Annotated in this window: 17 protein-coding genes and 2 tRNA genes; 10 read left to right on the plus strand and 9 right to left on the minus strand. The window is 68.8% G+C overall.

Going from position 1 to position 22,093, the window contains the following annotated elements; translation table 11 throughout:
- Window positions 1-242: 242 nt before the first annotated feature.
- Window positions 243-1,823: a S10 family peptidase gene (locus tag FBZ88_RS02780; protein ID WP_145615342.1), complete on the minus strand. Its 1,581-nt coding sequence runs from the start codon at window positions 1,821-1,823 to the stop codon at window positions 243-245.
- 82 nt (window positions 1,824-1,905) lie between these two features.
- Window positions 1,906-2,880: an NAD-dependent epimerase/dehydratase family protein gene (locus tag FBZ88_RS02785; RefSeq protein WP_145615343.1), complete on the minus strand. Its 975-nt coding sequence runs from the start codon at window positions 2,878-2,880 to the stop codon at window positions 1,906-1,908.
- A 98-nt stretch (window positions 2,881-2,978) separates the two neighbouring features.
- Here FBZ88_RS02785 and FBZ88_RS02790 point away from each other — a divergent pair, with 98 nt between their 5' ends.
- The 3 genes from FBZ88_RS02790 (at window position 2,979) to FBZ88_RS02800 (ending at window position 5,732) form a co-directional block, all read left to right on the plus strand.
- Window positions 2,979-3,878 (plus strand): LysR family transcriptional regulator, encoded by a 900-nt coding sequence (locus FBZ88_RS02790; RefSeq protein ID WP_145615344.1) that lies wholly within the window; start codon window positions 2,979-2,981, stop codon window positions 3,876-3,878.
- A gap of 103 nt (window positions 3,879-3,981) precedes the next feature.
- Window positions 3,982-4,833, plus strand: coding sequence for a 2,4-didehydro-3-deoxy-L-rhamnonate hydrolase (locus tag FBZ88_RS02795; RefSeq protein WP_088871068.1), 852 nt, complete (start codon window positions 3,982-3,984; stop codon window positions 4,831-4,833).
- Window positions 4,834-4,904: 71 nt separating this feature from the next.
- Window positions 4,905-5,732 carry an NAD-dependent epimerase/dehydratase family protein gene (locus FBZ88_RS02800; RefSeq protein WP_088871069.1) on the plus strand — a complete coding sequence of 276 codons (828 nt, stop codon included), beginning with the start codon at window positions 4,905-4,907 and terminating at the stop codon, window positions 5,730-5,732.
- Window positions 5,733-5,736: 4 nt separating this feature from the next.
- On the opposite strand, the gene FBZ88_RS02805 is transcribed toward FBZ88_RS02800, so the two are convergent.
- The 4 genes from FBZ88_RS02805 to FBZ88_RS02820 form a co-directional block, all read right to left on the minus strand.
- Window positions 5,737-7,767: a M13 family metallopeptidase gene (locus FBZ88_RS02805; RefSeq protein WP_186464172.1), complete on the minus strand. Its 2,031-nt coding sequence runs from the start codon at window positions 7,765-7,767 to the stop codon at window positions 5,737-5,739.
- A 34-nt stretch (window positions 7,768-7,801) separates the two neighbouring features.
- Window positions 7,802-9,529, minus strand: coding sequence for an ankyrin repeat domain-containing protein (locus FBZ88_RS02810; protein WP_186464173.1), 1,728 nt, complete (start codon window positions 9,527-9,529; stop codon window positions 7,802-7,804).
- A 196-nt stretch (window positions 9,530-9,725) separates the two neighbouring features.
- A tRNA-Gln gene (locus FBZ88_RS02815) sits at window positions 9,726-9,799 on the minus strand.
- A gap of 70 nt (window positions 9,800-9,869) precedes the next feature.
- A tRNA-Gln gene (locus FBZ88_RS02820) sits at window positions 9,870-9,943 on the minus strand.
- A gap of 556 nt (window positions 9,944-10,499) precedes the next feature.
- Here FBZ88_RS02820 and FBZ88_RS02825 point away from each other — a divergent pair.
- The 5 genes from FBZ88_RS02825 (at window position 10,500) to FBZ88_RS02845 (ending at window position 16,353) form a co-directional block, all read left to right on the plus strand.
- Window positions 10,500-11,534, plus strand: coding sequence for a Ppx/GppA phosphatase family protein (locus FBZ88_RS02825; protein WP_145615347.1), 1,035 nt, complete (start codon window positions 10,500-10,502; stop codon window positions 11,532-11,534).
- 105 nt (window positions 11,535-11,639) lie between these two features.
- Window positions 11,640-12,368, plus strand: coding sequence for an RlmE family RNA methyltransferase (locus tag FBZ88_RS02830; RefSeq protein WP_145615348.1), 729 nt, complete (start codon window positions 11,640-11,642; stop codon window positions 12,366-12,368).
- A gap of 233 nt (window positions 12,369-12,601) precedes the next feature.
- Complete coding sequence (gene guaB, locus FBZ88_RS02835; RefSeq protein WP_145615349.1) at window positions 12,602-14,077, plus strand: IMP dehydrogenase; 1,476 nt, start codon at window positions 12,602-12,604, stop codon at window positions 14,075-14,077.
- Between the two features lie 167 nt (window positions 14,078-14,244).
- Window positions 14,245-15,636, plus strand: a complete 1,392-nt coding sequence (locus tag FBZ88_RS02840) for an RsmB/NOP family class I SAM-dependent RNA methyltransferase (RefSeq protein ID WP_145615350.1) — start codon at window positions 14,245-14,247, stop codon at window positions 15,634-15,636.
- 132 nt (window positions 15,637-15,768) lie between these two features.
- The gene (locus FBZ88_RS02845; RefSeq protein WP_088871076.1) at window positions 15,769-16,353 is read left to right on the plus strand and encodes a GNAT family N-acetyltransferase; all 585 of its coding nucleotides are present in this window, start codon (window positions 15,769-15,771) and stop codon (window positions 16,351-16,353) included.
- Window positions 16,354-16,363: 10 nt separating this feature from the next.
- On the opposite strand, the gene FBZ88_RS02850 is transcribed toward FBZ88_RS02845, so the two are convergent.
- Window positions 16,364-17,050 carry a GNAT family N-acetyltransferase gene (locus FBZ88_RS02850; protein WP_211102492.1) on the minus strand — a complete coding sequence of 229 codons (687 nt, stop codon included), beginning with the start codon at window positions 17,048-17,050 and terminating at the stop codon, window positions 16,364-16,366.
- Window positions 17,051-17,115: 65 nt separating this feature from the next.
- Window positions 17,116-18,114 carry an alpha/beta hydrolase gene (locus FBZ88_RS02855; RefSeq protein ID WP_145615351.1) on the minus strand — a complete coding sequence of 333 codons (999 nt, stop codon included), beginning with the start codon at window positions 18,112-18,114 and terminating at the stop codon, window positions 17,116-17,118.
- 194 nt (window positions 18,115-18,308) lie between these two features.
- Here FBZ88_RS02855 and guaA point away from each other — a divergent pair, with 194 nt between their 5' ends.
- Both guaA and FBZ88_RS02865 read left to right on the plus strand, forming a co-directional pair.
- Window positions 18,309-19,871: a glutamine-hydrolyzing GMP synthase gene (guaA, locus tag FBZ88_RS02860; RefSeq protein ID WP_145615352.1), complete on the plus strand. Its 1,563-nt coding sequence runs from the start codon at window positions 18,309-18,311 to the stop codon at window positions 19,869-19,871.
- Between the two features lie 319 nt (window positions 19,872-20,190).
- Entirely contained in the window at window positions 20,191-21,447 is a 1,257-nt protein-coding gene (locus FBZ88_RS02865; protein WP_145615353.1) for a tyrosine-type recombinase/integrase, read from the plus strand.
- Here FBZ88_RS02865 and FBZ88_RS02870 read toward each other — a convergent pair.
- Window positions 21,437-21,709: a helix-turn-helix transcriptional regulator gene (locus FBZ88_RS02870; RefSeq protein ID WP_145615354.1), complete on the minus strand. Its 273-nt coding sequence runs from the start codon at window positions 21,707-21,709 to the stop codon at window positions 21,437-21,439. The two genes, FBZ88_RS02865 and FBZ88_RS02870, sit on opposite strands and share 11 nt — an antisense overlap.
- Window positions 21,710-22,093 lie beyond the last annotated feature (384 nt).

Raw genomic sequence — 22,093 nt, forward strand, 5'->3', positions numbered from 1 at the left:
CAGCTCCCTATTGCGGGTTGTCATCAAATTGTTTGATGTTTGATGACAAGCCCGCTGTCCAGCCCGTTGCTTGGGGGGCGACATCGTGACCTTATTTTAGTGTTCCCTCATGCGCCGGGCGCCAGCATCCGCTGGCTTGGCTTCCTCGCTGCGCCCTGCGGTGCTCGCTCCGGCGCCCGCAGTCGCGGGCTACCAGCGGCATGGCTCCCATGCCGCTGGCTGGTCCCGGCGCTTGGGAAGCCTTACGGGGCGGCTGGCGCTGCCTTGTCGTAGAAGGCGTCCAGGTCGGCCACCATCTGCTTCAAGGCGTCGGGGTTCAGGTACACCATGTGGCCCGAGGGGTAATACTTGAACGTCACGTTCTTCCGCTGCGCCGGTTCCAGCTGCATGTGGCCGATGTCGTATTCCGTGCCGAAGAACGGGGTGGCCATGTCGTACCAGCCGTTCAGCGACAGCAGCTGCAGGTGTGGGTTCTGGCGCATGGCCTGGGCCAGGTCCAGGGCCACGTCCGGCATCTCCATCCGCCGGTTCTCAATCTTGTGGTGCCAGTCCCACTGGCCGATGGCGCCGTCGGCGCTGCGGCGGTAGTCCAGGTCGGTCTTGTAGCCCAGGTCGCCGTTGATGTAGGCGCGCTGGCTGGAGATAAAGGCGCTGGTGACCGCGTTGGAGGAGGCGTCGTACTCCGGCCCCTCGCCGGCGGAATCGATGTCCACGCCCAGGAAGCGGCTGTCCAGGCGGCCCACCGTCTTGGCCTCGTCACGCAGCAGTTCCTTGCGGAAGCGCTGCAGGCTGACGCGCAGCTTGGCCTGCTTCAGGAAGGGAACCGGCAGGCCGGTGTAGGCCGACAGCTGCTTGGCGACAGCGTCCTCTTCCTCCGGGGTGATGTCCTGGCCCTTGGCCAGGGCCACGGTGTAGGGGCCGCGCGCGTAGTCCCGTACCTTCTGCAGGAAGGCCGCCAGGTCGGCGGGCTTGTTGGCGATGCGGTTGTGGTACCAGGCGGTGGCGGCGTAGCTGGGCAGGTACGAGATGAAGATGTTGTCGAAGCCCGGCTGGCGGATGCCGTAGTTCAGGATGGACGACAGCAGCACGACGCCGTTCAGATCCATGCCGTCCTGCTGCAGCCGGTTGGCCAGGGCGGAGGAGCGGGTGGTGCCGTAGGACTCGCCGAACAGGAATTTGGGCGAGTTCCAACGGTTGTTGATGGTGACGTAGCGGTTGATGGCGCGGGCGAAGGCATCCACGTCCTGGTCCACGCCCCAGAAATCCTTGTCCTTGGCGTCGCCCAGCGGGCGGGAATAGCCGGTGCCGACGGCATCGATGAAGACCAGGTCGGTCTTGTCCAGGATGCTGTCCTCATTGGCGGAATAGACGTAGGGCGCCGGCGGCGTGTTGTCCGGCGCGCTGGTGCGCACGCGCACCGGCCCCAGCCCCATGTGCATCCACAGGCTGGCCGAGCCTGGGCCGCCATTGTAGAGGAAGGTCACGGGCCGCTTGGTCGCCGGCGCGCCGTCGGCGGTGTAGGCGACGTAGAACACGCTGGCGGTCGGCTTGCCGTTGTCGTCCCGGATGGTCAGGGTGCCGGCGGTCGCCTGGTAGCGGATGCTCTTGCCCCGGATGGTGACGCTGTGGGCGCTGCTCTTGGCCGTCTCCGCGATGGGCGCGCGGGCGGTGGCCGCCTCGATCTGCTCGGCGATCTTGCCCGGCTTGGGCGCGTCTTCGCCGCCCTTGTCCTTCTTGTCCTCGGCCCAGCCTTGGGCCGCCACGCCCGTCATCAGCACCGCGGCCAACGCCGCCGCCCATTTCGCTCCTGCCATCTTTTTCATTCCCTGCTCCTGCCCATGGATTTTGTATCCAATAAAAATTTGATGGTGGAAGCAGGTACGTTTGTCCAGCCCGGACCCTGCGTCACGTCGGCACGCAGCCCGCGGCCGTCAGGGCGGCGGCCACCGCCACGTCCAGCGGCGTATGGGGTTCGGCCCCCAGGAAAGCCTGGAGCTTGGCGTTCTCCAGCCGCACCGGCCGCTGCCACAAGTAACGCATCTCCCGCATTTCGCGGAACACGGTGACGAAAGGGGAGGCCAGGGTCACCAGCCACCAGGGGAAGGCCGTGATGGCCGGCCGCGCGCCGCCCCGCGCCACCACCACCCGCTGGATGGATGCCGCCATCTCCACCCCGGCCTCCAGCCAGTGGCCACCGAAGTGGAAGGTCTCGAACGCCGCCAGGTCGCCTTCCCGCGCCAGCAGGCGGGCCACCGTTTCCGCCACGTCGGGCAGATAGGCCCAGGCGTGGCCGACGGCGTGCGGGCCGGGGTAGGGAATGGACGTCACCGCCTTGCCCGGTTTCACCAGCCCCTGGCCGAACCAGTTGTTGCCGGCATGGGGCCCGAAGAAGTCGCCACAGCGCAGGATCAGGACGCGGGCACCCTCGGTCGAGGCCTGGCGCAGGCGCCGCTCCATGGCCACGCGGATGCCGCCTTTCACCGTGACGGGGTTCTGCGGCGACTCCTCGGTCAGGTCGGGCTGGGCGTCGGGGCCGTAGTTGTACACCGTGCCCGGCAGGACGATACGGGCGCCCACGGCCTTGGCGGCGGCGATGGTGTTGTCCATCATGGGCAGCACCAGCTTGTCCCAGTCCTTGTAGCCCGGTGGGTTCACGGCATGGACGATGACATCGGCGCCGGCGGCGGCCCGGGCCACGTCGGCGGCGTTCATGGCGTCGCCCTGGATCCATTGGGCGGCGGCCAGATCGGGCCGCGTGGCCTGGCCCCGCGCCAGGGCCTTCACCGTCCAGCCATCGGCCAGCAGGCGGGCCGCCACCGCGCCCCCCACGCCGCCCTTGGCCCCGATCACCAGAACCGTCTTGCCGTTCGTCCGCGCCATCTCATCCTCCGTCCGCAGCGGTTGCGATGCCAGGAAGGTGAGGGCGCGGACAGCTAAACGGAATTGCGCAATATCTTTGGATTGATATACATAAATTTATGACCAGATCCGAACCCGGCTGGGAACTCTACCGCTCCTTCCTGGCGGTGCTGCGCGAGGGCAGCCTGTCGGCGGCGGGGCGCGCGCTGGGGCTGACCCAGCCCAGCGTCGGCCGCCATGTGGAGGAGCTGGAGCGCGCGCTGGGCGCCACCCTGTTCACCCGCTCCCCCCAGGGCCTGACGCCGACCGAAACGGCACTGGAGCTTCGCGCCCATGCCGAGGTGATGGCCGCCGCCGCGGCCGCCCTGCTGCGCGCGGCGTCGGGCCCGGCCGATGAGGTGGCGGGCAGCGTGCGTGTCACGGCCAGCGTGGTGGTGGGGGTGGAGGTGCTGCCCCCCATCCTGGCCGCCTTCCGCCGCGACCATCCCAAGGTGGCGATTGAGCTGTCCCTGTCCAATGAGACGGAGGACCTGCTGCGACGCGACGCCGACATCGCCGTCCGCATGGTGCGCCCCACGCAGGGCGCGCTGGTGGCCCGGCACCTGGGCGTCATCGCGCTGGGGCTTCATGCCCACCGCGATTATCTGGAAACGCACGGCACCCCGGCCTGCTGGGACGATCTGGCCAACCACAGCCTGATCGGTTTCGATACCGAAACGGCTATCATCCGCAGCCTGCGCGCCCGGGGGCGGTATTTCGGACGGGAGCATTTCGCCTTCCGCGCCGACAGCGACGTGGCCCAGCTGGCCGCCATCCGCGCCGGTTTCGGCATCGGCATCTGCCAGGTGGGGCTGGGGCGGCGCGACCCTGACCTGGTGCACCTGCTGCCCGGCACCCTGGGCTTCGACCTCGACACCTGGCTGGTCATGCATCCGGATCTGAAGTCCAGCCGGCGCGTGCGTCTGCTGTACGATCATCTGGCGCTGGGTTTGGCGGATTATATCCGCAACGGGCAGTAACGCGGGGGGCGCCATGAAAGGATCGGCGTTGCCAGCGGTGTCAGATTGGAAGAAAACTGCGACCGCTAACAGAGCGCCTTTCTAATCAGGGACAGGACTTCCCATGAAGCTGCTGCGTTACGGCCCGGTGGGCCAGGAGAAACCCGGCCTGCTGGACGCCGCCGGCCAGATCCGCGACCTCTCGGGCCATGTGGCCGACATCGGCCCCGCCCAGCTGTCGGCCGAGGGCTTGGCCGCCCTGGCGGCGCTGGACATCGCCAGCCTGCCCGTCGTGTCCGGCAGCCCGCGCCTGGGCGTGCCCTACACCGGGACGCCCAAGTTCCTGGCCGTGGGCCTGAACTACGCCGACCATGCCGCTGAATCCAACCTGCCCCTGCCGAAGGAGCCGGTGCTGTTCACCAAGGCCATCAGCTGCCTGAACGGCCCCAATGACGACGTCATGCTGCCCCAGGACAGCGTGAAGAGCGACTGGGAGGTGGAGCTGGGCATCGTCATCGGCAAGACCGCCCGCTATGTCGACGAGGCCGACGCGCTCAGCCACGTCGCCGGCTATGTCCTGGTCAACGACGTGTCGGAGCGTGAGTACCAGATCGAGCGCGGCGGCACCTGGGACAAGGGCAAGGGCTGCGACACCTTCGGCCCCGTCGGTCCCTGGCTGGTGACGGCCGATGAGATCGCCGATCCGCAGAACATCGACCTGTGGCTGGACGTGAACGGCGCCCGCCGCCAGACCGGCAACACCGGCACCATGATCTTCGGCGTGGCGACGCTGGTCAGCTACATCAGCCGCTTCGTCACCCTGCAGCCGGGCGACCTGATCACCACCGGCACCCCGCCGGGCGTGGGCATGGGCGTGAAGCCGGAGCCGGTGTTCCTGAAGGCTGGCGACGTCATGCGCCTGGGTTCCGACCTGCTGGGCACGCAGCAACAGACGGTCATCGCCTGGCGGCGCTGAGCGCGTCCGGCACAATTGGTGTAAAAGCGGGGGACGGGGAAACCTGTCCCCCGCTTTGCTGTGAGGGGCCCATGCGCATCCTGGTCACAGGTTCCTCCGGCCCGCTGGGCGCCGCCGTCGTGCGCCAGGGGCAGGCGCACGGTTGGGCGGTGACGGGGCTGGACATCCGGGCGGGCGCCACCACACACATCCAGGCCGACGTGGCGGATGCCGACGTGCTGGCACGGGCGGTGGAGGGCCAGGACGCCGTCATCCACGTCGCGGCGCTGCACGCGCCCCAGGTGGGGCGGCTGCCGGACGCCGACTTCCACCGGGTGAACGTCCAGGCGACGGCGACGCTGCTGCGCCTGGCGGCCGAGGCCGGGGTGGGGCGCGTCGTCTACACCTCCACCACCTCCCTCTACGGTCATAGCTTGGTGCCGCCGCCGGGCGGCCTGGTCTGGGTGGATGAGCAGGCGCCCGTTCGGCCGCGCGACATCTATGACGAGACCAAGCGGGCGGCTGAGGATCTGTGCGCGCAGGCCAGTCCCCGCTTCGCCCGGGGCCTGGCGATCCTGCGCATCGCCCGCTGTTTCCGCGAGGCCGCGCCGGTGCGTGCCGCCCATCGCCTGCACCGGGGGCTCAGCATGGCCGACGCGGCGGCGGCCCATGTGCACGCGGCGGCGGGCACCGTCCCCGGCACCTTCCTCATCTCCGCCCTGACGCCTTTCCGGCGGGAGGATGCCGGGGCGCTGGCGACGGATGCGGCGGGCCTGATCCGCGCCCGCCTGCCCCGGGTGGCGGCCCTGTTCGACCGCCGGGGCTGGCCGCTGCCGGCGCGGCTGGACCGGGTGTACGACGCCGGCCGCGCCGCCACCGTGCTGGGCTTCCGCCCGCGCTTCGATTTCTCGCGGCTGTGAGCGCCTACCAGATCCGCACCCTGTCTTCCGGCCGCAGATACAAGGGGGCGCCCGGCCCCACGCCAAAGGCCTGGTACCAGCCGTCGAGGTTGCGCACGGCCTGGTTCACGCGGCAGGCGTCCGGGGTGTGGGGATCGTTGGCGACGTCGTTGCGCAGGGCTTCCGGCCGGCGCTTGCCCCGGCGCAGCTGCGCGAACCCCAGGAAGAAGCGCTGGTCACCCGTCAGGCCGTTGACCACGGGTGCCTCCCCCTCCGCCAGGGCGGCGTGGTAGGCCTCAAAGGCCAGCTGCAGGCCGCCCACGTCCGCCAGGTTTTCCCCCAGGGTCAGGCGGCCATTGACTGTCAGTCCGGGCGCCACCTGGCAGGCACCGTAAAGGCTGACCAGGCGGTCGGCCAGCGCCGTGAAGCGGGCGGTATCCGCCTTGGTCCACCAATCCCGGGCATGACCGGCCGCGTCGAACAGGCGGCCCTGGTCGTCGAAGGCATGGGTCAGCTCATGCCCGATGATGGCCCCGATGCCACCGTAAATGACCGCGAGGTCGGCCTTGGCGTCAAAGGCGGGCGGCTGCAGCAGGGCGGCGGTGAACACCACCGTCATGGCCGCGCCGTCGTTGTAGGCGTTCACCGTCTGCGGTGTGATGGCCCATGCCTGCGGGTCCACCGGCTGTGCCAACCGGCGCTGGTCCTGCTCCCAGGTGAAGGCCGTGGCCCGCACCACATCGCCGTACAGGTCGTCCCTGCGCATGACCAGACCGTCGTACCGGTCGCCCGTGGCCGGCGCGCCGATCAGGACGCGGTAGGCGTCCACCTTGCGCGTCGCCTCGGCCTTGGCTTGCCCCGACATCCAGGCGGAGGCGGCGATGCGCTCCTTCACCGTGGCCTTGATCCGGTTGACCAGCGCGGCCAGCGTCGCCTGCGCCGCGTGATCGAACCAGCGGGCGGTATAAAGCCGCCCCACCGCGTCGCCCAGGGCGCCCCGGCTGTGGGCCATGTCCTTCCAGCCGCCGCCCGACACCTGGGCCAGGGCCTGGCGCCAGCGGGGCGGCGGTGCCTTCTTGCCCTCCACCGTACGGCCATGCAGGTCGAACCAGGCGTCGGCATACTCCTTGGCCAGGAACGGCGCCGCGTTGTCCACCAGATGGAAGGCGGCCCAGGCGCGCAGCACCGGCAGGGGCGTGACGGCGAACAGGTGTGCCAGGACCGGCACGGCGGTCCGCTCGACCACCACGATGCGATCCACGCCGGCCAGGCCGGCAGCCGCGAGATACGCCGTCCAGGGGAAGCCGGGCGCCATGCGTGCCAGCTGCGCCGGCGCCATGGGGTTGTAGATGGCACGTTCGTCCCGCTGTTGCGCCGGGGTCCAGCTGGCGGCGGCGATCTTCGTTTCCAGCGCCAGGACGTCCTCGGCCCGCGAATCCGCCTGCGGCCACCCCGCCAGGGTCAGCAGCCGGGCGATGTAGGCGCGATAGGCCGCGCGCCGGGGCGCGTTGCCAGCCTCCATGTAAAAGGCCCGGTCCAGGCCACCCAGCCCACCCTGGCCCAGGTACAGGGCATGGCGCGTGGCGTCGCGGCTGTCCCGATCCACCGACAGCTGGAACCACGAACCGTGCAAGCTGGCGTTGGCCTGGCCCATCACCTCCGCCAGCGCCGTGCGGGTGGCGGCCAGGCGCAGCCGCATCAGGTCTGGGCGCAGGGGGCGCCCGCCCAGCGATTGCACCCGCGCCTCATCCATGAAGGCGGCATAGTAGGCGCCCACCTGCGCTGTCTCGCCGTCCGCCGACGCCCCCGCCTGGGCGGCGCCCTCCAGCAGCTCGTGCACCCGGGCTTCGGCGGTTTCGGTGAGCTGGGTGGCGGTGGAATAGCCGGGGCGATCCGGCGGTATGGCCACCTCGTCCAGCCAGCCGCCATTGGCGTGGCGGAAGAAGTCCTGTCCGGGGTCGACCTCGGGCGCGCCGCCCGGCCAGGGCGACGGCCGGGCGATTGTCGCCGCGGGCATCGCCAAGACCAGGCAGAGGATCAGAACGGGAAGGCGCATCGGCTGCCACCACCGGCGGGAAGAGGATACCATTCTAGCGAAGGGTCCACCCCTCCGCCGCCATCTCGATCACATCGGCGGCGTCATCCAGGCCCCGGCGGCGGGCGGCCTCGGCCGGGGTTTGGCCCAGGGGGTTGCGATAGGTGGGGTCGGCGCCGAAGGACAGCAGCAATTCCGCCAATTCCACCGACGTCTCCTGGTTATCCGGCAGGCAGAACAGGGCGGGCTCGCCCGGCCGGTCCTGCCGGTTGGCGCGGTCAGGCTCCTCGGTCAGCAGCGTGCGCAGCCGATCAACCTTGCCGGCGAAGCATAGCCCCCGGAAATTGCGGCTGTGCCCGGCCAGGAAGTCCACCATCTCCCATTGCCCATGATAGACGGCGTGGGTGAGGGGGCTGCCGCCATAGCGCCCGTCGAAGGGATCGACCTCCGCGCCCCGGGCGATCAGCAGCCGCGCCACCGCCACCGCACCGGCATGGGCGGCGAAATGCAGGGCGCGGCAGTTGTGGTCGTCGGCCACGTCGGGCGACATGCCCAGGTCCAGCAGGACCTCCACCATATCGGTGCGGCCGGTGTCGAGGGCGACCTTCACCGGGGCGATGGCCCGCAGGAACTCCGGATGCGCCGTGGCCAGCCGGCGCAGGGTGGCGGCATCGCCGGTGGCGACGGCGGCCACGAACACCTCGTCCTCGGTCAAATTAGGACGCGGCGCGCCATGCCGCACCAACAGGTCCACCATGGCGGCATGGCCACCCATGACGGCATGCTTCATGATCGGCTGGCGGGAGTAGAAGTTGATGTCGTCCGCCCTGGCGCCATGCTCCAGCAGCCATTCCGCGCGGCGCAGGTGGTTGCTGGCCACCGCGTTGCCCAGCAGATAGGCGACGGCGCTACGGGATTTTTCTCCGCCCAGGGCTTGGGGCGCGGGGCCGGTCCACCTTTCCGTCTCCCCCCGCTTGGCCGATTCCGCCCACAGGAATTCCAGCCAGGCCGTGGAATCCTCCCGCAGCGAGGTGTTGTACAGCGCCTGCGCGGCCAGCGGGTCGGCGCCACGATCGATCAGCAGGCGGGCGAACGCCTCGGCCTGCGGGTGGGGCGCCTGGCCGCCCTCACCGTCGCCGATGACCCCGACCAGGGGCGTGAACTCGGGGCTGTCCGACCAGCCGGCGTCCGGATCGGCGCCGGCGTCCAGCAGCAGGGTGGCGAGGACCAGCGCGTTGGGCTCCACGGTTTCCAGCGGCAGGCGCGCATAGGCCAAATGGGCCAGGGGCGTCCAGCCGTCGAAGTCGCTGCGGTCGTGCGCCAGGCCGGGGTCCTTGTCCAGGAAACCACGCACCGCGTCCAGGTCATGCGCCACCACGGCGGTATGTATGCTGGCCCGCGCGATCTCCGGATGCCGCGCCAGCAGGCGGGCGGCGACAGCACCCCGGCTGCCGCCATCGCGCTCATAGTCACCCCATTTCCGGGTGGCGGGATCGGTGCCGTAGCGGTTGACCGCCTTTTCCAGGAACAGGCGCACGCGCTGTTCCATGGTGCGGGCGCGGTCCGCCAGTTCCTGCGTCAGGGCGGCCCAGGTGGGGAAGCCATGCTCACGCGCCAGCGCGTGCTGCACCTCGCGCAGCCTGGGCGCCGCGGCATGCCCCGGGAAGACGGTGAGGAAACGCACGGCGGCGGCGTCGCCGGCGGCGATGGCCTTCAGCCAGCGCTTGGCCTCGCGGCGCAGGCCATCGATGGTGGTGCGATCAGATAGGGTGCGGGAAGACATGGGACCTTCCTTCCGAAAAACGCCCGATGTCCGCTTCATGGGGCCGGAAGAAGGGAAATGTGAGGTACGGTCGAAACCGACTGGGTGGAGGCCAAGCCCCCTTGCCGCGGACAGGTGGCGCCCCAATGCGCACTGGCATTGAGAAAACGTCGAACGCCGCCGGATGTCAACGGGGAGGAAGGACGCTGGAGCCGTTTGGCTGGGGGACTTGGATTCGAACCAAGGTTGACGGAGTCAGAGTCCGTAGTCCTACCGCTAGACGATCCCCCAGCAGGACGGGCCGCGATGGCGCCTGGATCGGCGCCGGTGCTCAGGCAAGCGGAGCTGTCGCGGAAGAAATTGGCTGGGGGACTTGGATTCGAACCAAGGTTGACGGAGTCAGAGTCCGTAGTCCTACCGCTAGACGATCCCCCAGCAGAACGAACGCGGCGGCGCTCGCCACCATGTCCGTCGGACGGCGCGGCTTATAACACCCCTCTTTGGGGATGTGTAGCCCTTTCTTGGAAATTTTTTGACGGTTCGGTCAGGGGCGGGGCCAAGGGGGCGGGGCCAAGGGGGCGGGGCCAAGGGGGCGGGGCCAAGGGGGCGGGGCCAAGGGGGCGGGGCCAAGGGGGCGGGGCCAAGGGGGCTGGGCCAAGGGGGCGGGGCCAAGGGGGCGGGGCAAGCGGCGGAACATGCGGCAGCGGCGCGCGCGCCGGGGAACGGTGAGGCGAGGTGGGGATGCAAGGCCCATCCATGGTCGAATTGCGGGGCGCAGACGCGTGCGCGAGGGTGGTGGTGCGGCGGCGCTCTCATAGTCTAGAGTGATACCCGTGTGCCGCAGCGGCGCCGGGGCGCCCCCGAAGACCATCCGGTCCAGGGCGGCTGACCGGGTGCCGGCCTGGCGGCGGTGATGCCCCCGAGGGGCGTACCCAATGGCCGTGCCTGATGGGCATGTCCGCTGGGTGTGAAGGAAAAGGCTGGTTCGGCGATGAGTGAGACGGGCGTTCAGCCCCTACCGGAAACCCGCGCCCCCCGGGGCGCTGGCCCGGGTGAGCCTGTGCGGCGGCCGGTTCTGGCCGCCTTGGACCTTGGCACCAACAACTGCCGCCTGTTGATCGCCCGCCCGGGGCGGGAGGGCTTTCGCATCATCGACGCCTTCTCCCGCATCGTGCGGCTGGGGGAGGGGCTCAGCCGCACCAACGCCCTGTCGGATGAGGCCATGGCCCGCACCGTGGCGGCGCTGAAGATCTGCGGCAACAAGATGCGCCGGCGCGGCGTCACCGACGTGCGCGCCGTGGCGACGGAGGCCTGCCGCCGCGCCGCCAACTGCGGCACATTCATCGACCGCGTGGCGGAAGAGACCGGCATCCGCATCGAGATCATCTCGGCGGAGGAGGAGGCGCGGCTGGCGCTGGCCGGTTGCGCCGCGCTGCTGAACCGCCGCATCCCCCGCGCCCTGGTGTTCGACATCGGCGGCGGCTCCACCGAAATCATGTGGCTGTCCTTCAACCGGGGCCGGCCCACCCTGATCGACCAGGTCTCCGTGCCCCAGGGCGTCGTCAGCCTGACGGAGACCTTCGGTGGCGACCGCGTGCTGCCCGAGGCCTATCGCGGCATGGTGGACACGGTGGGCGCCGCCCTGGCCGACTTCGACGCCCGCAACGATATCCGGCGCGAGGTGGCGGCCGGCCGGGTGCAGATGCTGGGCACGTCCGGCACCGTCACCACCCTGGCCGGCATCCGCCTGGGCCTGACCCGCTATGACCGGTCGCAGGTCGACGGCTCCTGGCTGGGGCTGGACGAGGCGCGGGCTATCAGCAAGTCGCTGCTGTGCCTGGATTATGCCGGCCGCTCCGCCCATCCCTGCATCGGCCATGACCGGGCCGACCTGGTCATCGCCGGCTGCGCCGTGCTGGAAGCCATCTGGGAGCGCTGGCCGGTGGAGAATTTGCGCATTGCCGACCGGGGTGTGCGCGAGGGCATTCTCACCGAGTTGATGGCTGCCACGCGCGGGAGAGGTTGAGGTTTCACTTGCCTTTGGCGGCGCCGGCACCAATATGCGCCGCTTCGAATCGATGTCGAGAGATGACGGGGCCGTGGGCCCGGTCCGCCAAACCGGGTGTTCACCATGACCAAGTCCAAAGGCACGGGTAGCCAACTCAGCGGTCGCGGCCTGACCGTGCGTGTGAAGACGGCGGCCAAGCGCTCCGTCTCCTCTGCCCGCTGGCTGGAGCGCCAGCTGAACGATCCCTATGTGGCGGAGGCCAAGAAGCGCGGCTATCGCTCCCGCGCGGCCTTCAAGCTGTTGCAGCTGGATGAGAAGTATTACCTGCTGAAGCCCGGCACCCGCGTGGTGGACCTGGGTGCCGCGCCTGGCGGCTGGACCCAGGTGGCGGTGGAGAAGGTGCGCGGCGCCAAGGTCGTGGGCCTGGACATCCTGGGCATGGAGGACGTGCCCGGCGCCATCACCATGCAGATGGACTTCCTGCTGCCCGAGGCGCCGGACCAGCTGAAGGCGGCCCTGGGCGGCCCGGCAGACGTGGTGCTGTCCGACATGGCGGCACCCACCACGGGCCATCCCAAGACCGACCACCTGCGCATCATGGCCCTGGCCGACGCGGCCTATGCCTTCGCGGCCGAGGTGCTGGCCCCCGGCGGCGCCTTTGTGGCCAAGCTGTTCCAGGGCGGGGCGGAGCGCAGCCTGCTGGACCTGCTGAAGCGCGACTTCGCCGTCGTGCGCCACGCCAAGCCACCGGCCAGCCGGGCCGACAGCTCGGAAACCTATGTCGTCGCCACCGGCTTCCGCGGCACCACCACCCGGCGCGACGATGACGCCGCCGAGGGTGGCGAGGACTAAATCCTTAACCTTTCCACCCCGCGAGGGGTGAGGCGCGCGCAAGTCTGCCATAGCGGATTTGACCCATATGTGGTGGGTTCACAAGCGGGCAAGCGCGTGTATAGTGCATCGAACCTTAAGCCCTGGATGACGCGGCCGGCCCCATGTGTGGGGGCGGACGGGTCGTCCCATACCCGTATCTGACGCCCGGGCCCGCCTATGTCCCATGGCCGGCCCGCCTAGGGAGATGGTTCATGACCCGTGCGCTCCAAATCCGTGAAGCCCTGACCTTCGACGACGTCCTGCTGGAGCCCGCGGCGTCCAGTGTGATGCCGGCCGAGGTGGACACCCGCACGCGGCTGACCAAGACCATCGAACTGGGCATCCCCCTGATGTCCGCCGCCATGGACACCGTGACGGAATCGGCTCTGGCCATCGCCATGGCCCAGGCCGGCGGCATGGGCGTCGTCCATCGCAACATGGACATCGAGCGCCAGGCCGAGGAAGTGCGCAAGGTGAAGCGTTTCGAGTCCGGCATGGTGGTCAACCCCATCACCATCGCGGCCGACGCGACCCTGGCTGACGCCCTGGGCCTGATGGCCCGCTACCGCATCTCCGGCATCCCGGTGGTGGAGAACGGTGGCGCCGGCAAGCTGGTCGGCATCCTGACGAACCGCGACGTGCGCTTCGCCACCAACCCGCGCCAGCCCGTGTCGGAGCTGATGACGCACCAGAACCTGATCACCGTGCGTGAGGGGGTGGGCAAGGACGAGGCCAAGCGCCTGCTGCACACCAACCGCATTGAAAAGCTACTGGTGGTGGACGATAGCTACCGCTGCATCGGCCTGATCACGGTGAAGGACATCGAGAAGGCGCAGTCGCACCCCAACGCCTGCAAGGACGAGAAGGGCCGCCTGCGTGTGGCCGCCGCCACCGGCACCGGCCCGGACGGCCTGGCCCGTGCCGAGGCCCTGTTCGATGCCCAGGTTGACGTGCTGGTGGTCGATACCGCTCATGGCCATTCCAGCAAGGTGGCCGACCAGGTGCGCGCCGCCCGCGCCCTATCGAACTACACTCAGGTCATCGCCGGCAACGTCGCCACCGGTGACGCCGCCCGCGCCCTGATCGACGCCGGCGCGGACGCCATCAAGGTGGGCATCGGTCCCGGGTCCATCTGCACCACCCGCATCGTTGCCGGCGTGGGCGTGCCCCAGCTGACCGCCGTGATGGACGTGGTGGACGCCTGCCGTGAGCGCGGCATCCCCGTCATCGCCGACGGCGGCATCAAGTATTCCGGCGACCTGGCCAAGGCCATCGCCGCCGGTGCCGACGTCGCCATGCTGGGCAGCATGTTCGCCGGCACGGACGAAAGCCCGGGCGAGGTCATCCTGTACCAGGGCCGCAGCTACAAGAGCTATCGTGGCATGGGCTCGGTGGGCGCCATGGCCCGCGGTTCCGCCGACCGCTACTTCCAGGCCGAGGTCACCAACACCCTGAAGCTCGTGCCCGAGGGCGTGGAAGGCCGCGTGCCGTACAAGGGCCCGGTGGGCAGCGTCATTCACCAGCTGGTGGGCGGCCTGCGCGCGGCCATGGGCTACACCGGCAACGCCACCCTGCCGGAGATGCAGCAGAACTGCCGCTTCGTGCGCATCACCAACGCGGGCCTGCGCGAAAGCCACGTCCACGACATCCAGATCACCAACGAGTCGCCGAACTACCGTCCGGGTTGATTTCGGCCGGTGTTCCCGCCCCCCCCCCGCTGCGCAGCGGCATGAGAGACACATGCCGCTGTAGGCTGCGACCGCAGCCATCGGAGGTTTCCGGGGAACGAAGCGGACTGGGAACCGAGGATAAGCCAAGGGCCGGATGGCCCGCCGGCGTTTGAGGAAACGTACTTATGACCCCGACCGCCCGCCTGCAGGCGGCCATCGACCTTCTGACGGAAGTTCTGGCCACGCCGCGCCCCGCCGATGCCGTGGCCAGCGCCTTCTTCCGCGCCCGCCGCTACATCGGCGCCAAGGACCGCACTGACGTGGCCGAGAAGGTCTACGGCATCTTGCGGCGCTGGGCCCGGCTGCACTGGTGGCTGAGCCGGTCAGGCTATGGTGGAGAGGGCCAGCCGGCGGTGGACGCGCGCGCCCTGCTGATCGCCGACGAGCTGCTGACCCGGGGCCGCAGCGCTTCTTCCGTGGCGGAGCATTTCAATGGCGGCAAGTTCGCGCCCCTGCCGCTGGAGGCGCATGAGCGCGCCCTGATCCAGGCGCTGGAGACCCACACGCTGGATCATCCGCAGCAGCCCGACGCCGTGGTGGCGGAGGTGCCGGACTGGGCGGCGGATACCTTGCGCAATGCCCTGGGCGAACGTTTCGTGCCAGAGATGCAGGCCATGCTGGGGGTGGCCCCCATGGATCTGCGGGTGAACCCGGTGAAGGGCACGCGGGAGCAGGCGCTGGCGGCCTTGGCCAAGGCCGGCGTGCAGGCGGAGCCGACCAAGATCTCCGCCCTGGGCATCCGGGTGCGCAACCGTTTCCCTATCGCCACGCTGAAGGCCTTCCAGGACGGCCTGCTGGAAATCCAGGACGAGGGCTCGCAGTTGGTGGCCTTCGCCGCCAATCCGCAGCCGGGCCAACAGGTGGTGGACTTCTGCGCCGGCGCCGGCGGCAAGACGCTGGCCATCGCCGCCATGATGAACAACAAGGGCCGGGTGGTCGCCTGCGACGTGCTGGACGGCCGGCTGAAGCGGGCGCAGGAGCGGTTCCGCCGGGCCGGCCTGCACAACATCGAGACGCGGCCCATCAAGTCCGCCCGCGATCCCTGGGTGAAGCGGCACAAGGGCCGCTTCGACCGCGTGGTGGTGGACGCGCCGTGCAGCGGCACCGGCACCTGGCGCCGCAACCCCGACGCCCGCTGGCGCCAGCTGGGCCCCGGCCTGTCGGAGCTGCTGCCCCTGCAGGCGGAAATCCTGGACAGCGCCGCCCGCCTGGTACGCCCCGGCGGCCGCCTGGTCTACGCCACCTGCTCCCTGCTGCCGGAGGAGAACCAGGACCAGGTGACCGGCTTCCTGGCCGGCCATCCGGACTTCACCCTGCTGCCCATCACCGAGGCCTGGCCCGAGGGCATGGGCACCCCGCCCAGCACCAACGGCATGCTGTCGCTGTCCCCGGCCCGCCATGACACCGACGGCTTCTTCGCCGCCGTCATGGTGCGCAAGGAGGCCGCCGCCGGTACCGCCACCGCCGATGAGCCGGAAGGGGTGGAACAGGCGGGCGAGGACGCCGCCGAGGCCTGACCAGCCGCCCGGTACTGTCCTCCCGCCACCATCCTTGTTCCATTTGGGTTCCGTTTGGCGCGTCCCCCTCTGGCGGGGCGCGCGCTTCTGCGGCAGGATGGTGGGGACGGTAACGGGAACGAGGGGCGGCGCATGGCTCACGGTCCGGCGGAAATCGGTTTGGTGCGGCCTGCCACCGTGGCGGACGCCGCGGCCATCGCCCGCGTCCATGTCGCCAGCTGGCGCACGACCTATCCGGGGCAATTGCCTGACGATTACCTGGTGGGCTTGTCGCCGGAGGCGCATGCCCAGCGCTGGCGCGGCTTGCTGGCCGGGCGCCAGCGCCGCACCTTCGTCGCCATGGGGGAGAACATCGCCGCTGACGGCCTGCCGGCCACGGGCGTGGTGGGCTTCGCCACCTGCGGGCCCCAGCGCACCGACATGCGGGGGTACGAGGGTGAATTCTACGCCATCTACCTCTACGACCACGCTCAGAACCAGGGCCACGGCCGCCGCCTGATGGCCGCCATGGCGACCGAGCTGATGAGTTCAGGCATGCGCTCCGCCTGCGTTTGGGTGCTGCGCGACAACCCCGCCCGCTGGTTCTATGAGCGCTTGGGGGGAAGTCGTTTGGCGGAACAGCCCATCACGTTCGCCGGCGCCCGCCTGACCGAGGTCGCCTACGGTTGGCTGGACTTGGCGCCACTCGCCCGGCTGTCGTCGTACAGCGAGGGTTGAGCCGGTAGGGTCAGAGTCGCCGCAATACGATGAAGTGCACAGCCCGCCGCACCCGGAAGCCCAGCTTCTCATAGACGCGCTTGGCGCCCTCGTTCTCGGTCTTGACGTGCAGGAAGGGTGTGTCGCCCTCCGCGACGATACCGGCGGCCACGGCGCTGACCAGGGCCAAGGCCAGGCCCCGGCCCCGGAAATCCGGATCGGTGCAGACGGCACTGACCTCGCGCAAGCCGGGCAGGCGCATGCGCTGGCCGGTCATAGCCATCAGCCGCCCGTCCGGGCTGCGCAGGCCGAAATAAGCGCCCATGCGGATGGTGCCGTCCAGGAAGGGCCCGGGCTCCGTCCGCTTGGCCAGGTCCATCATGTCGGGCACGTCGTCGGCGGTCAGGTGGATCACGGGGGTGGCGGGCTGGGGCGCCAGGGACTGGCACACCATCTGGTCCACCTCCCGGGCGCGCAGCACCTGCCAGTCGCCGGGCGGGATGTCGAGGGCCGCCGGGCTGACCAGGCCGATGCCCTGGCCCGCCGGCACCAGGGCCGCCAGGTCGGCCAGCGCCGCCGCCGTGGGCTCGCCCAGGCCGGCGAGGGGGGAGATATCGTCCTGATAGCGCGCGGCCAGGCCGTGGACCTGCCCAAGGGACTGGTGGGCTGTGGTCAGCGCGTTCCAGACGGGATTGTCGAGCAGGCTCAGGTCGGCCAAGGCGGGTCCCCCAATCGGTTTCGCTATGGATGGGGATATACCTGCCTGGGCGCAAGGGGCGGTTGCTAATTCCCCGCCGCCGCCTTGTGGATGAAGGCGGTGATGGCGTCCATGACGCCGGGGGCCAGGGGTAGGGTGGGATCGGCGTATGTGGCGATGTTGGCCTTGGGCTCGGCCGGTGCTGCCTTCAGCATATGGTTGGCGCCTGGGATGAGGGCCAAGGTGGCCGCCGGTTGCGCCTGGGCCAGCAGGCAGGCGTCCTCGACCGTGACCTGCAGATCGGTGTCGCCTTGCAGCACCAGCAGGGGCACCGTCAGGGCCGCCGCCGCTTGCGTCGGGCTGACGGCCCCTTGGGAGATGACATAAGGCTGGATGGCGGGGCGGTAGAGCACCTGCAGGGCCGGCGGCACGTCGTCCACCGTGCGGCCTTCCTTCAGCGCCGCCTCGATCGCCGCCACCTTGTCCAGGATGGCCGGCGGGGCGCCCCGGTCGCGGATCTGCTGCAGACGGATGTCGCCGAAGGGCCGGCCGGCGCCGGACAGCGACAGCACGCCGCAAACCGGTACCTTCTCCTTGGCCAGCTGGGCGGCGGCCAGGGTGGCGATGGTCGCCCCCTCCGAATGGCCCAACAGCATGACGCAGCGCACCTGGGGTTGGCGCGCGAGATAGCGGGCCCAGGCCGCCATGTCATCGACATAGGTCGAGAAACGCAAATTGTCCTCGCCGGGGCAGGCGGCGGCACTCTTGGCGATGCAGCGCTTGTCCACCCGCAGGCTGGCGACGCCGTAGGCGGCCAGCCCTTGGGCGATCAGCTTCAGCACATTGCCACGCACCGTCAGCAGGGTGGAATTGCCGTCGCGGTCCGAGGGGCCGGACCCCGCCTGCATCAGCACCGCCACCCCGCCTTTCCAGTCCGCGGGCCGCATCAGGGAGCCATATAGGAATGAACCGCCGCCACCCCCCAGGCTGACCTCGGTATCGGACGTGTCGGGGGATTGGGCCAAAGCCATCGGCGCCGTGAGGATCAGCGCGGCGGCCAGCAAACGACGGAGGAGGGGACGCATGGATGCTCCACGGGAAAGGCTATAATTCGTTATTTAGCAAAATAACAAATCAGAGTCCAGCCAGTCCAAATCCGGCCGGTCCGTTCTCCCGCGTTCGGCGCGGGGGCCCCTTGCCTGTCCAACGCTTGCCGTGCCGGGGTGCCTTGGACTAGCGTGCGGCCACCCTCGCAACCCCCAATGATAGGGATAAGCCCATGGCCACAGAGACGACGTCCGATCGGGTCCTCATTCTCGATTTCGGGTCGCAGGTGACCCAGCTCATTGCCCGGCGGGTCCGCGAGGCGGGGGTGTACTGCGAGATCCACCCCTATTCCATGAGCGAGGCGGCCATCCAGGCCTATGGGCCCAAGGCCATCATCCTGTCGGGAAGCCCGGCCTCGGTGACGGAAGAGGGTAGCCCCCGCGCGCCCGGCATCGTCTTCGCCGCGGGCGTGCCCGTGCTGGGCATCTGCTATGGGCAGCAGACGATGTGCGAGCAGCTGGGCGGCAAGGTCGAGCCGGGTGAGACCCGCGAGTTCGGCCGCGCCTTCGTCGATGTGAAGGAGCCCTGCGCCCTGTTCGAGGGCGTGTGGCAGGTGGGTGCGCGCGAGCAGGTGTGGATGAGCCATGGCGACCGCGTCGCCAAGCTGCCGGAAGGCTTCCGCATCGTGGCGACGAGCGAGGGCGCGCCCTATGCCATCATCGCCGACGACAGCCGCCGCTTCTACGCCGTGCAGTTCCATCCGGAGGTGGTGCACACCCCGCACGGCGACGCGCTGATCCGCAACTTCCTGTTCTCCGTGTCCGGCCTGTCGGGCAGCTGGACCATGGCCGCCTTCAAGGCTCAGGCCATCGAGAAGATCCGCGCCCAGGTGGGGACCGGCAAGGTCATCTGCGGCCTGTCCGGCGGCGTCGATAGCTCCGTCGCTGCCGTGCTGATCCATGAGGCCATCGGCGACCAACTGACCTGCATCTTCGTCGATACCGGCCTGATGCGCGCCGGTGAGGCGGATGAGGTGGTGACGCTGTTCCGCGACCACTACAACATCCCGCTGGTGCACGTGGACGCGGCCGACCTGTTCCTGGGCAAACTGGCCGGCGTCAGCGACCCGGAGGTGAAGCGCAAGACCATCGGCGCCACCTTCATCGAGATCTTCGACGCCGAGGCCAAGAAGATCGGCGGCGCCGGCTTCCTGGCCCAGGGCACGCTGTACCCCGACGTGATCGAAAGCGTCAGCTTCACCGGTGGTCCCAGCGTCACCATCAAGTCGCACCACAATGTGGGCGGCCTGCCGGAGCGCATGAACCTGAGGCTGGTGGAGCCGCTGCGCGAGCTGTTCAAGGACGAAGTTCGCCGCCTGGGCGTGGAACTGGGCCTGCCCAAGGCCTTCATCGGCCGGCACCCCTTCCCGGGCCCGGGCCTGGCCATCCGCATTCCTGGCGAGATCACGCCGGAGAAGCTGGAGATCCTGCGCAAGGCCGACACGGTCTACCTGGAGGAGATCCGCAACGCCGGCCTGTACGACGTGATTTGGCAGGCCTTCGCCGTGCTGCTGCCGGTGCGCACCGTGGGCGTCATGGGCGACGGCCGCTCTTATGACTATGCCTGCGCGCTGCGGGCCGTCACCTCGGTCGATGGCATGACCGCCGACTACTACCCCTTCAGCCACGAGTTCCTGGGCCGCGTCGCCACCCGCATCATCAACGAGGTGCGCGGCATCAACCGCGTGACCTACGACATCACCAGCAAGCCGCCGGGTACGATCGAGTGGGAGTGATTTGTGCCTACGCGCCGGCACTCGGCAGCACTCTAGAGTACGACATAAAACACTGAAATCGCTTAAATAATCCGTCGCCGTCTATCAAGGCCGATCACCGGGCTAGCCTCGCAGTTGACGGTCTGGCTGACGGTATGTCGGTTGTTGCCGACAGCGCCGAGTGAAGATACCGTCAGGGGTGATCAAGCTCCTGACGGTATTTTTTTTGACCTCAGTGTGTTGAACTAAAAGGATAAAATGCCTGTGCACCGAGGCCCTTTTGGGCTGACGGTATTTTTTGGCGGCGCTATCGCGCTTTTGGCGATGTCGGAGGCCCAGAATGCTGACGGACGCTGGTATCAAGGCACTGAAACCAAAGGGTAAAGCGTACAAGGTCTCGGACCGTGACGGTATGTACGTCGTTGTCCAGCCATCGGGCACGATTGTGTTCAGGCTGGACTATCACCTGAACGGAAGGCGGGAGTCCGTGACGTTGGGTCGATATGGCGCCGCCGACCTATCCCTGGCGCGTGCCAGGGATAAGGTGATCGAAGCCCGACGGGCGGTTTTGGAGGGACGGTCGCCAGCCCAAGAGAAGCAGCGGGAAAAGCGCCGCCTCAAGGAGGCCAAACGCTTTGGCGAGTTTGGTGAGCGCTGGCTGCAGGAGGCCCGAATGGCCGATAGCACGCGCGCGATGCGGCGGATAATTTATGAACGGGACATCCTTCCCACATTCCGGAACCGACTGCTGACTGAGATCGAGCCGGATGATGTCCGTGCCATGTGTGCGAAGGTGAAGGCGCGCGGCGCTCCCGCCACGGCCGTGCAGGTCCGGGACATTGTGAAGCTCATCTATGGCTTCGCCATCCTGCACGGCGAGAAGGTGGCGAACCCTGCCGAGAGCGTCAACCCGGCGTCCATCGCTACCTTTGTCCCGAAGGACCGGGCGCTGTCACCGTTGGAGATCCGGCTCATGCTGGGGCAGTTGGAGCACGTTCCCACGCTGCCCACCATCCGGCTCAGCCTTAAGTTCATCCTGCTCACCATGGTGCGCAAGAGTGAACTGCTGGACGCAACCTGGGACGAGGTCGATTTTGAGAACGCGGTCTGGGCTATTCCGAAAGAGCGGATGAAGCGGGCCAAGCCGCACAATGTGTACCTGGCGCAACAAGCCATCGATATCCTGATCGCGCTCAAGACCTGCGCTGGTGGTTCGCGGTACTTGCTGCCCTCGCGCTATGATGCGGATGCGCCGATGTCGCGGGCGACCTTCAACCGGATCACGACAGCGGTCGTGGCGCGCGCGGAGAAGGAGGGACTGCCGCTGGCGGCCTTCACCGTTCACGACCTTCGGCGGACGGGCTCCACCCTCCTGAACGAGTTGGGCTTCAACCGCGACTGGATAGAAAAGTGTCTGGCCCACGAGGACAGCCGGTCCTCACGCGGCACGTACAACCGCGCGGAATACGAACACCAACGCCGGCACATGTTGCAGGAATGGGCCAACTTGGTCGACGCTTGGGCGGCAGGGAGGAAATACCTCCCGAGCCTGCTGCCGCCGGCAATGGACCTTTTGGCGCCAGAGCCTACCGCTTGACGGGCCTGGTCTTTCGCAGCTTCACGTCAGGGGCTGGGGCACGATTAATAGTTTTGGCCCGTGACGCTTGTCGGCGTGCCTCAAGCCAGGCTTCAACCTCGCCCAGATCCCACACCACGCAGCGTGATGTGAGGTAGAAACGCTGCGGGAATTCACCACGCTGCTCCATGTCATAGATGGTCGTATCTGCGAGCGGTACGATTTCCCGCAATTGATGCCGGCGTATCGTCCGCGTTTGGACGTGACTTTCCAATCGTTTCATGTCGTCCACCTCTTGATGACCTGAAGCGATTGAAGCGGATTATTCAGGTCAAGTGCGAGAATTCTCAGGATATAGAGAGTAATTGGCGGGCCTGTCGTAAAACTGGCATGTGTCCGCGCTCATGACGATGTGAAGGTCCCACAGTTTTCCTGAGGCTCTCCTTTCATAGGGGAGAGGGGGCCCTCCGCCCCCTCTCCCCCGCGAGTGCCGGGCGCCGACCGGCAGGGCCGCGGCCGCGCAGGCCCGGCGTCAAGCTCATGATGACGGGCGCCGCGACGGTCCCGCCCGTTCTGGCAGCCCGGCCGGGCGCGTCGGCGCTCGCCCCCCTCTCCCCCCGCGCGGTCACCCGCCTCCGGGAAGCACGCACGGGTGCTTCCCGGCGGG

It is taken from the genome of Nitrospirillum bahiense, from assembly GCF_007828025.1.
In the GTDB taxonomy this organism is placed as follows: domain Bacteria; phylum Pseudomonadota; class Alphaproteobacteria; order Azospirillales; family Azospirillaceae; genus Nitrospirillum; species Nitrospirillum amazonense.

Bases quoted from the DNA above. Each gene is read 5' to 3' on its own strand.
- FBZ88_RS02780 (WP_145615342.1), bottom strand. From the start codon at position 1,823: ATGAAAAAGATGGCAGGAGCGAAATGGGCGGCGGCGTTGGCCGCGGTG.
- FBZ88_RS02785 (WP_145615343.1), bottom strand. From the start codon at position 2,880: ATGGCGCGGACGAACGGCAAGACGGTTCTGGTGATCGGGGCCAAGGGC.
- FBZ88_RS02790 (WP_145615344.1), top strand. From the start codon at position 2,979: ATGACCAGATCCGAACCCGGCTGGGAACTCTACCGCTCCTTCCTGGCG.
- FBZ88_RS02795 (WP_088871068.1), top strand. From the start codon at position 3,982: ATGAAGCTGCTGCGTTACGGCCCGGTGGGCCAGGAGAAACCCGGCCTG.
- FBZ88_RS02800 (WP_088871069.1), top strand. From the start codon at position 4,905: ATGCGCATCCTGGTCACAGGTTCCTCCGGCCCGCTGGGCGCCGCCGTC.
- FBZ88_RS02805 (WP_186464172.1), bottom strand. From the start codon at position 7,767: ATGCGCCTTCCCGTTCTGATCCTCTGCCTGGTCTTGGCGATGCCCGCG.
- FBZ88_RS02810 (WP_186464173.1), bottom strand. From the start codon at position 9,529: ATGTCTTCCCGCACCCTATCTGATCGCACCACCATCGATGGCCTGCGC.
- FBZ88_RS02825 (WP_145615347.1), top strand. From the start codon at position 10,500: ATGAGTGAGACGGGCGTTCAGCCCCTACCGGAAACCCGCGCCCCCCGG.
- FBZ88_RS02830 (WP_145615348.1), top strand. From the start codon at position 11,640: ATGACCAAGTCCAAAGGCACGGGTAGCCAACTCAGCGGTCGCGGCCTG.
- guaB (WP_145615349.1), top strand. From the start codon at position 12,602: ATGACCCGTGCGCTCCAAATCCGTGAAGCCCTGACCTTCGACGACGTC.
- FBZ88_RS02840 (WP_145615350.1), top strand. From the start codon at position 14,245: ATGACCCCGACCGCCCGCCTGCAGGCGGCCATCGACCTTCTGACGGAA.
- FBZ88_RS02845 (WP_088871076.1), top strand. From the start codon at position 15,769: ATGGCTCACGGTCCGGCGGAAATCGGTTTGGTGCGGCCTGCCACCGTG.
- FBZ88_RS02855 (WP_145615351.1), bottom strand. From the start codon at position 18,114: ATGCGTCCCCTCCTCCGTCGTTTGCTGGCCGCCGCGCTGATCCTCACG.
- guaA (WP_145615352.1), top strand. From the start codon at position 18,309: ATGGCCACAGAGACGACGTCCGATCGGGTCCTCATTCTCGATTTCGGG.
- FBZ88_RS02865 (WP_145615353.1), top strand. From the start codon at position 20,191: ATGCTGACGGACGCTGGTATCAAGGCACTGAAACCAAAGGGTAAAGCG.
- FBZ88_RS02870 (WP_145615354.1), bottom strand. From the start codon at position 21,709: ATGAAACGATTGGAAAGTCACGTCCAAACGCGGACGATACGCCGGCAT.